Genomic DNA, 8,215 nt, shown 5'->3' with positions numbered 1-8,215 from the left:
GGCACCCCCCGAGGAGATCCATGTCCGGGTTCACCCTTGCCAAGAAGGCCGCCGCCGTCACCGCCGCGATCGCCGCCGCCGCGAGGCACCCCCCGAGGAGATCCATGTCCGGGTTCACCCTTGCCAAGAAGGCCGCCGCCGTCACCGCCGCGATCGCCGCCGCCGCGACGACCTGTCTCCTCGGCGCGACCACCGCGAGCGCCGCCCCCCAGCCCATCGTCGGCGGCTCGACGACCACGGCCGCCGCGTACCCCTACGTCATGCAGATCACCACCGCCTCGCAGAGCCAGTTCTGCGGCGGCACGCTGGTCTCCCCCACCAAGGTCGTCACCGCGGCCCACTGCATGGTCGGCGAGACGCCGAGCGGCATCCGCGTGGTGGGCGGCCGCACGTACCGCAACGGCACCAACGGCACCGTCGCCCAGGTCAGCAAGATATGGATCCACCCGACCTACACGGACGCCGAGAACGGCGACGACGTCGCCGTGCTGACCCTGGCGTCGTCGATGCCGTACACGCCGATCGGCTACGTCTCCTCCTCCGAGACCGGTGTGTACGCGGCCGGCACCACCGCCCGCATCCTCGGCTGGGGCACCACCAGTTCGGGCGGCTCCTCCTCCAACCAGCTGCGCACGGCGACGGTCCCGACCGTGTCGAACTCCACCTGCTCCTCGGCGTACGGCTCGTCGTACATCTCCAGCGACATGGTCTGCGCCGGCTACACCTCCGGCGGCGTGGACACCTGCCAGGGCGACAGCGGCGGCCCGCTCGTGATCGGCGGCAAGCTCGCCGGCATCACCTCGTGGGGCTACGGCTGCGCGGATGCCGGCTACCCCGGTGTCTACACCCGCCTGACGACGTTCTCCAGCCAGGTGACGGCGCAGGTCAACTCCTGACCGTACCGGTGACTTCCTGAGCCCGATCGGCGCGATCGCGGCCCGGGGAACAGACAGGGGGCGTTGCGGGCCTCCACGAGCGGCCCGCAACGCCCCCTCTCCATGTGTCCGCACACCGTCCGGCCCGTCAGCCGGCGCCCACGACCGTTCCGAACCGCACGTCGCAGGGGCCCGCCACGCCGAGCACCGTGAGCAGGCGCGCCGCCTCCTCGGTCACCTCGGTGCGCTGCCGCCCGGTGAGCGTGCCGAAGGGTTCGACGGTGAGCACGCTCTCCCCGCCGGTCTCCCGCAGCCGCCACACACCCGCCAGGAACCCGTCGACGAGCAGGGTCGGGTGGGCCTGGTTGCCCTGCCAGGTACGGCCCCTGTGGTGCGGGGCCACCACCCGGGACCGGTCGGCGTGCGACAGGAGCAGGTGAGCTCCACGCCCCGTTCGTCGGCGAAGGTGACCAGCCGCGGCCGGAGCCGTTCGAAGACCTCCCGCAGCCGGGTCAGTCCGGCCCAGGTCTGCATGTCCTTGACGGAGGCGGGCCCGAAGGCGGCGAGGTAGCGCAGGACGGTGGCGTCGGGCGCGGGGACAGGCTGCGCGGGCCTGCCGAGCCAGTGCTCGGCGGTGGTGAGCGCGACCTGGCCGCTGCGTCCCCACAGCCCGCGCGGGGTGACCTGGACGAGGGGCAGCCGGCAGCGGGCCGCGATCGCGAGCGCCGACGGATCGGCGTCCGGCCACCGGACGAGCAGCGCCTCGCGCAGCTCCTTCATGGTGCGCGGCCGGTCCTCGACCAGTTCCCGGGCGACCGCGGCGAGCCGGTCGAGGTCCACTCCGGCGAGACCGTGCCGGAAACCGTGCAACTCCCTGTCCCGGGCGGCCTGGACGAGCGGCCGCAGCGTGAGGCAGTCGTCGGCGGTGTGGGTGTGGAGGGTGGACCGCAGGGTGACGATGCGGACGGCCGCCCGCTCCTCCATGGCGGCCGACAGCTCCTGCGGCGCGAAGCCCTCCAGGCGGGCGGCGAGCGCGAGGTACGGCGGCTTGACGTTCTGCGCCTGGAGGCCGACGAGGTGTGCCACGGCGTCCGTCGCGGACAGGGTGGCCCGACGCAGCAGGAGCTGGCGTTCGAGGGTCGCGCGGTTCAGTGCGCGGACGCTCAGCACGGGGGCGGTCGAGGTCTTCGTCATGCTTGCACGCTACCGAGGCATGCGGACACCTTCTGTCCGCATGCCTCGACAGCGTGCGGACACCTTCTGCTCGCTCCGACGCCGGTCGGGACCGTCCGCGGGACGACGCGTCCGCCGCGGCCGCGGCTATCCGCGGGGCTCCAGGCCGTCCAGGATGACGTCGATCAGACGGGTGCGGGTCCTCTCGTCCGCGGTGGCCTGGGCGGCCCGGCCGGCCGCGATCAGCAGGGCGATCAGATCGTCGAAGGACACGTCCTCGCGGACGGCCCCGGCGGCCTGGGCGCGCCGCAGCAGGGCGCCGACCGCCGRGCGCAGGCGGGCCGTGATCTCGGGGTCGGCGTCCAGCCGCAGGTCGCTCAGGGCGTCGGCGAGGATCAGCTTCTCGGCCGACGTGGTGGCCACGTCGGTGAAGAACTCACGGAACCAGCCCGGCGGGGCCTCGTCCGTCCCGATGGCCAGGGCGCGGGCGGCCAGGTGTTCCAGCCTCTGCTCGTACACCGCCTTGAGCAGGGCCTCCTTGGTCGGGAAGTGCCGGAAGACGGTGCCGATCCCGACCCCGGCCCGCCGGGCGATCTCCTCCGTCGAGGCGGTGGTGCCGTGTTCGACGAAGACCTCGTCGGCGGCCCTGAGGACGGCGGACCGGTTGCGTGCAGCGTCGGCTCGGGGACTCACGGGAACCTTCCTTGACAAACGGAGTCGCCACTCCGTAACTTCATTTACCGGAGTGGTCACTCCGATTCTAGCTTCTGGAGGTCATCATGCCCGACAACGCGGTCCGCGCCCCTCATGAGGTGTTCGAGCTTCTGCTGAAGTCCCTCGCCGACCGGGACCTGGAGACGGTGGTCGGCCTGTACGCCGACGACGCGGTGGTGCGGCAGCCGTTCGCCAAGCCGGCCGAGATCGTACTGACCGGCCGGGGCGAGATCGAACGGCACCTCACCGCGTTCGCCACGGCGCCCGTCACGCTGTCGCCGCGCAACGTCGAGGTGCACCGGACGACCGATCCGCACGTCGTCATCGGGGAGTGGGACAACGACGTCACCCGCACCACGGACGGCACGACCGTGAGCACGCACAACATCGCCGTGTTCTGCGTCCGGGACGGACGGGTCGCGTGGTCGCGCGACTACCACGACCACGCCGCCCTGGCCGGTCTGCTGTCCTGACCCGGAGACCGGTCCGGCCGCAGACCGGTCCGGCCGAAGACAGTTCCGACTGTGGCCCGGTTCAGCCGCCCTGGCCGGCGCTGCCGATCGGGTGGACGCGGACCTTGGCCGAGGAGCCGGAGCCGTCCGTGACCGGCAGCGAGGCGGCCCCGGGCCACTTGAGGGTGGCCGCCCTGGTCTCGCCGGGCGGAGTGACCAGCAGGCCGGTGATCCGGACGCCGGAGCCGCCGGAGTCGTTGATCGGGTAGCTGACGGTGAAGGCGGTCGAGTCGCCGTCCTTCAGGGTGATCCGGTCGGCCGGGTCGCCCGTGCGCTCGGCGGACACCGTGCCCGCGGCGGTCTTCAGGTCGACGCCGGCGAACCCGGACAGGGTGCAGTCCCGGCCGCCGTCGTTCACGAAGGTCACCGCCACCGAGCCGACGTCGTCGCCGGAGATGCTGTTGTCGATCGCCGTGATCTTCAGCGCGTCGGTGCGGCACGTACCGTTCCGGTCGGTGGCGTCGGAGTCGCCGCCGGCGGACTCCTTCCCTCCGGTGCCGGGCGAACCCGTATCCGTACCCGCGCCCGCGCTCTCGCCCGAACCCTCACCCGCACCCGCACCCGCGGACGTGGCGTCGGACGAGGACGAGGCGGCCGGTGACGGCGTGTCGTCGCCGTTGCAGGCCGTCAGCGACAGCCCCGCGACGACGGTCAGAGCGATCAGGGTCATCCTGTGAGCGCGCATGGTGTCTTCCTCGGATCGATCGGATACGCCCACCGCCCGGTACGACCCGCGACCGGTGAGCCTTCTGATCTTCATGAGCGGCTCCGGCGGACGCTCGTTTCGCCGCGCCGCCCCGTGTTGCACACCTATTACTCAGCAGGCCGCCCAGGAGCCCGTCCACCGCGTCGCGCGCCACCGGGGCCGGGACGGGGCCGGGACGGATCTGTGACCCGGCGGGTCTTGAGCGGTGAACGTTCGGTCTGCGGGCGCCCGTTCGATTCAGCGTCACCCTGCCGGGGACGCCTGCCGCGTCCCGCACCGGGCACCAGGAAAGCGCTGCCCGTCACCATCGACCGCTCCCCCGCGGAGGACACCGGCGGGACAGCACCACGGTGGGCGGCCCGTGCGACGGGCCGCCCGCCACCATCGAGCCGGAAGCCCACAGCCGGGCCGGCCGGACCGCAGCCCCGTCCCGGTGCGCCGGAGCGTCAGGCGGCCGCGGGCGCGGTGCGGCGTCCGCCGCGGCGGCGCCGCTGCACCGGCGCGGCGGCGGCCTTCTCCTGCCGCCAGTCCGCTTCGATCTCCGCGGCGACGTCGCCGCGGTAGGCGGGCGCCAGGAACAGGTTCTGCCACTGCGGCGCGGGCCCTGTCACCGACGGCCGTCCGGCCGTCTCCGCACGCCGGACCGTCCGACCTTCACGCATACGTCCACCCTCGTTCACCGGCATCGACAACGAACGGCCCGCGCACGATCCCGGCAGGCCCGCTGCACAGCAGCACCGCCACAGCTGTCCCGCCCACGCGATATCAAACGTACGTTCCCCAACGCACGCACCCGTCGCCGACGCCATGGGACGCCGGGCAGCGTGCGTCGGGCTCAGGCGTCGGACATCGGGCGTCGGACATCGGGCCTCGGGCGTCGGGCCTCGGGCGTCGGGCCTCCGGCGTCGGGCATCCGGCGTCGGGCATCCGTGCGGCAAAGTCCGTAGTGCGTCTGGGCCCAACCGATGAGGGCGGTCCGGTGCCGCGGGTGCGTTTTCGCCCGGCCTCCTCCCCGCCCCGGAGCCGGGACTCCCGCGCGGAGGAGCCCTTACGCCTCCTCGCTGCCACAACAGCACCACCGAACGGCCGCCGGGGGCCGCCCCGCCCGAGGGGCGGAGTTTGAGTTCCAGGCGGCGGGGGCATGTTCGGCAGCGCTTCGGCAGTGAGGCGAACTGTATGAATTCGGCTGGGCAGGGCGAGGGTCGACAACCGGTTGCGGAGAGCGGGCTGTCGATCTGTGCGGCCTTCGAGGGCGGCGCCGGCATCGCCGCTTCCCGCGCCACGGCGCGGACGTTCCTGGAGTCGGTGCAGACCGAGCACGGGCTGCCGGTCTCGTCGCGCGTGATGGGCATGGTGCAGCTGGTGGTGAGCGAGCTGGTGACCAACGCCCACAAGCACGCGCCGGGGCCGTGCGTGGTGACCCTGGAGGTCAGGGACGGAGCCGTCGAGACCTCGGTCTGGGACAGCAGCGCGGTCCTGCCGACGATCATGGCACCGGATCCGGGCCGGGTCGGCCGGCACGGTCTGGAGATCGTGATGGCGGTGTGCCGCAGCTTCGAGGTCCACCGCGAGCCGGTCGGCAAGCGCATCAAGACGGCCGTGGTCCTGGCCGACGACCCCGGCGGGCACGTGAGCGGCCACCGGCCGATGTGAACCGCCGGGCGGCCCGCACCGTCACCGGCCGCCGGTCGTCGCGGACGGTGAGGGGTCGCCGTAGAGCGCCGCGATGTCCTCGGAGCCCGACCAGCGGCTGTAGGTGGGCGACTGCGGCCAGCCCTCGGGCGAGTCCTGCCACTCCTCCTGGCGGCCGTACGGGAGGAGGTCGATCAGCGCGAAGGTGTGACTGAGCTGCTCGGTGCCCCGGCCGTCGGTGTGCCAGGTGCGGTAGACGGTGCCGCCGTCGCGCAGGAAGACGTTGACCGCGAATCCGCCGCCGGGCGGTGCGCCCACGTCGGTGCCGAACGGGCTGTCCGCGGTGGAGTACCAGACCATCCTGTTCCCGGTGCGCCGCTTGTACGCGAGCGCCTCCCCGATCGGGCCCTGGGTGACGACGACGAACCGGGCGTCGTAGGCCTCCAGGAACTCCAGGCGGGTGAACTGCGCCGTGAACCCCGTGCAGCCCGGGCACTGCCATTCCTTGCCGGGGGACCACATGTGGCTGTAGACGATCAGCTGGGAGGCGTCGCCGAAGACGTCGGCCAGCCGGACCGGCCCCTCTTCGCCCTCCAGGGTGTAGTCGGGCATCTCGACCATCGGCAACCGGCGGCGCCGGGCGGCGATCGCGTCCAGTTCCCGGGTCGCGGCCTTCTCCCGGGCGCGCAGGTCGTCGAGGTGGCGCCGCCACGTCTCGGCGTCGACGACGGGCGGCAGTGCCTTGGCTGTCATGTGTTCCTCCGGAGTGCGCGGCGGACGGTTCACGGACAAAGACTCCGCCCGCGCGCCGAACTCATCGCTCTCCGGGCTCTCCGGGCTCTCCGGGCTCTCCGGGCTCTCCGGGCTCTCCGGCACGCGACAACCCGCCCCCGAKGGGGGCGGGTTGTCGCGTGCCGCGCCGTCGGACCACCGCGCCGCGCACGGTCGTGCTGCCGCGCGCACGCCCTACGGACGCCTACGGCCGTCCTCGTCGTCCTCCGTGCCCACCATGCCCTCGGCGGTGATCCGCTCCTTGCGGACCTCGCCCGTCACGGTCTCCTCCTCCTCGACCTCGTCGGTGCTCAGCCGCACCCGTTCCACGGGGACCGTCTCGGTCTCGACCACCGGGCGTTCGGCGTGCAGGGTCACCTCGTACTCGGCCTCGGAGATCTCCGGGCCGGACAGGGCGTCGCCCCGGTTCGCGTCCGTGATCGGCTCCCGCTCCAGGCGGACCTCCTCGTGCCGCAGCGGCACCGTCCGCTGGACCTCCTCGGTCACCACGTACTTGCGCAGCCGCGCCCGCCCCGTCTCGTAACGCTCGGCGCCGACGTGCATCTGCTCCTCGGACCGGGTCATCGCCCCGTCGTCGGTCCCCCGCGCGTCCGTGCCGCGGTCCACGCCCGTCCCCATGGCGGCCGTGCCGGCGTCCATGCTCCTGGTCCCGGCCACCCCCGTGGTGCCGCTCTCGGACCGGGCCCATCCCGCTTCACCGGGCTGGTTGGCCTGGTGCCAGGCGTCGTCCCAGGCGATGCCGTAGTACTCGTACAGCCGGACCTCCTCCGCCTCCGACAGGTGGCCGCCGCTGTCGACGTCGACGTTCGGCGCGTCCTTGACCTTGCCCTTGGGGTAGGGGACCTCCAGGTGGTCCTCGACCATGATCGCTTCGCGGATCGGCACGAACGACTCATTGGTGCCGAAGAAGCCGGTCTTGATGCTGACCCATTCCGGGCGACCGGTCGCGTCGTCGAAGAAGACGTGGTTCGCATTGCCGATCTTGCTGCCCTCGGCGTCGTACACGGGGTGTTCCAGTACGGCCGGGATCTGGTCCTGGGTGATCATCCTTCAGCACCCTCCTTCTGAGTCCGGTGTACAGTCCGGGTCACCGCGACAAGTACCTATGAAACATCCCAAAAGGTACAAAGTTCCGAAGCGGGGGCTGCGGGGCGTTGCCGCCGTCGTGTGCCTACGATTCCGGGGTGGCTCTCTTTCTCGTGTCCCGGGACACCCCACTGCCCGCCGACGAGGCGTGGCGGCGGCTCACCGTGTGGGAGCGGCACGCCGACGTGGTGCCGCTGACGCGGATCCGGGTCGTCACGCTGCCGCCGCGCGGGGCCGGCACCGTCTTCGTGGCCCGCACCGGCGTGGGCCGGCTGGCGTTCGACGACCGCATGGAGGTCACGGTCTGGCGGCCGCCCCTCAACGGCGCCCCCGGCCTGTGCCGCCTCGTGAAGCGCGGCCGCGTCGTCCTCGGATGGGCGGAGATCGAGGTGCGGCCGGTACCGGGCGGAGGGTCGCGGATGGTGTGGCGGGAGGAGGTCCGGGTGCGGGGAGTGCCACGGATCGCCGACCCGCTGCTGGGCCGGGCGGGCCGGCTGATGTTCGGCCGCGCGGCGGACCGGCTGCTGACGCACCCCTGAACCGAGGGTCCTGAGCCGAGGGGCCCTGAACCAAGGGGCCCTGAGCCGAGGGGCACGCCGTCCCGCCGGTTCGTTCGGGCGTGCACGAGGTCCGCCCCGGCAAAAGTCTGTGGAGCCGGTGCGCCTGCGGTTGCGAGACTGGGCGCCATGGGTGACATGGGGCGGTTCCGCCGGGCAGTCGTGGAG

Annotated in this window: 9 protein-coding genes and 1 pseudogene; 4 read left to right on the top strand and 6 right to left on the bottom strand. The window is 72.7% G+C overall.

The window, feature by feature from the left end; all coding sequences use genetic code 11:
- Positions 1 to 104: 104 nt before the first annotated feature.
- Complete coding sequence (locus FGF04_RS07175) at positions 105 to 896, top strand: S1 family peptidase (RefSeq protein ID WP_149510411.1); 792 nt, start codon at positions 105 to 107, stop codon at positions 894 to 896.
- Positions 897 to 1,023: 127 nt separating this feature from the next.
- Here FGF04_RS07175 and FGF04_RS07170 read toward each other — a convergent pair.
- A pseudogene (locus FGF04_RS07170) lies at positions 1,024 to 2,069 on the bottom strand (winged helix DNA-binding domain-containing protein).
- Between the two features lie 126 nt (positions 2,070 to 2,195).
- Positions 2,196 to 2,741 (bottom strand): TetR/AcrR family transcriptional regulator, encoded by a 546-nt coding sequence (locus FGF04_RS07165; protein ID WP_223146354.1) that lies wholly within the window; start codon positions 2,739 to 2,741, stop codon positions 2,196 to 2,198.
- 86 nt (positions 2,742 to 2,827) lie between these two features.
- Here FGF04_RS07165 and FGF04_RS07160 point away from each other — a divergent pair, with 86 nt between their 5' ends.
- On the top strand, positions 2,828 to 3,235 hold the full coding sequence (locus FGF04_RS07160; RefSeq protein ID WP_149510403.1) for a nuclear transport factor 2 family protein: 408 nt from the start codon (positions 2,828 to 2,830) through the stop codon (positions 3,233 to 3,235).
- A 61-nt stretch (positions 3,236 to 3,296) separates the two neighbouring features.
- Here the strand turns inward: FGF04_RS07160 and FGF04_RS07155 are convergent, their stop codons facing one another.
- Entirely contained in the window at positions 3,297 to 3,959 is a 663-nt protein-coding gene (locus tag FGF04_RS07155; protein ID WP_149510402.1) for a DUF4232 domain-containing protein, read from the bottom strand.
- A gap of 467 nt (positions 3,960 to 4,426) precedes the next feature.
- The gene (locus FGF04_RS07150) at positions 4,427 to 4,642 is read right to left on the bottom strand and encodes a hypothetical protein (RefSeq protein WP_149510401.1); all 216 of its coding nucleotides are present in this window, start codon (positions 4,640 to 4,642) and stop codon (positions 4,427 to 4,429) included.
- 514 nt (positions 4,643 to 5,156) lie between these two features.
- Between FGF04_RS07150 and FGF04_RS07145 the strand changes: the two genes are divergently transcribed.
- Positions 5,157 to 5,633: an ATP-binding protein gene (locus tag FGF04_RS07145; RefSeq protein ID WP_188113990.1), complete on the top strand. Its 477-nt coding sequence runs from the start codon at positions 5,157 to 5,159 to the stop codon at positions 5,631 to 5,633.
- A 21-nt stretch (positions 5,634 to 5,654) separates the two neighbouring features.
- Here the strand turns inward: FGF04_RS07145 and FGF04_RS07140 are convergent, their stop codons facing one another.
- Together FGF04_RS07140 and FGF04_RS07135 are read right to left on the bottom strand one after the other, a co-directional pair.
- A complete protein-coding gene (locus FGF04_RS07140; protein ID WP_149510400.1) occupies positions 5,655 to 6,365 on the bottom strand; it encodes a DUF899 domain-containing protein in 711 nt (236 codons plus the stop codon).
- Between the two features lie 213 nt (positions 6,366 to 6,578).
- Positions 6,579 to 7,451 (bottom strand): DUF2382 domain-containing protein, encoded by an 873-nt coding sequence (locus FGF04_RS07135; RefSeq protein WP_149510399.1) that lies wholly within the window; start codon positions 7,449 to 7,451, stop codon positions 6,579 to 6,581.
- A gap of 137 nt (positions 7,452 to 7,588) precedes the next feature.
- Between FGF04_RS07135 and FGF04_RS07130 the strand changes: the two genes are divergently transcribed.
- Positions 7,589 to 8,029 (top strand): SRPBCC family protein, encoded by a 441-nt coding sequence (locus tag FGF04_RS07130; RefSeq protein WP_149510398.1) that lies wholly within the window; start codon positions 7,589 to 7,591, stop codon positions 8,027 to 8,029.
- The last annotated feature ends 186 nt before the right edge of the window (positions 8,030 to 8,215 follow it).

Origin of the sequence: Streptomyces apricus, from assembly GCF_008369065.1 — a bacterium.
Lineage (GTDB): Bacteria > Actinomycetota > Actinomycetes > Streptomycetales > Streptomycetaceae > Streptomyces > Streptomyces apricus.
The sequence above is the reverse complement of the archived record's forward strand: the minus strand, read 5'-3'. Positions and strand labels throughout refer to the sequence as shown.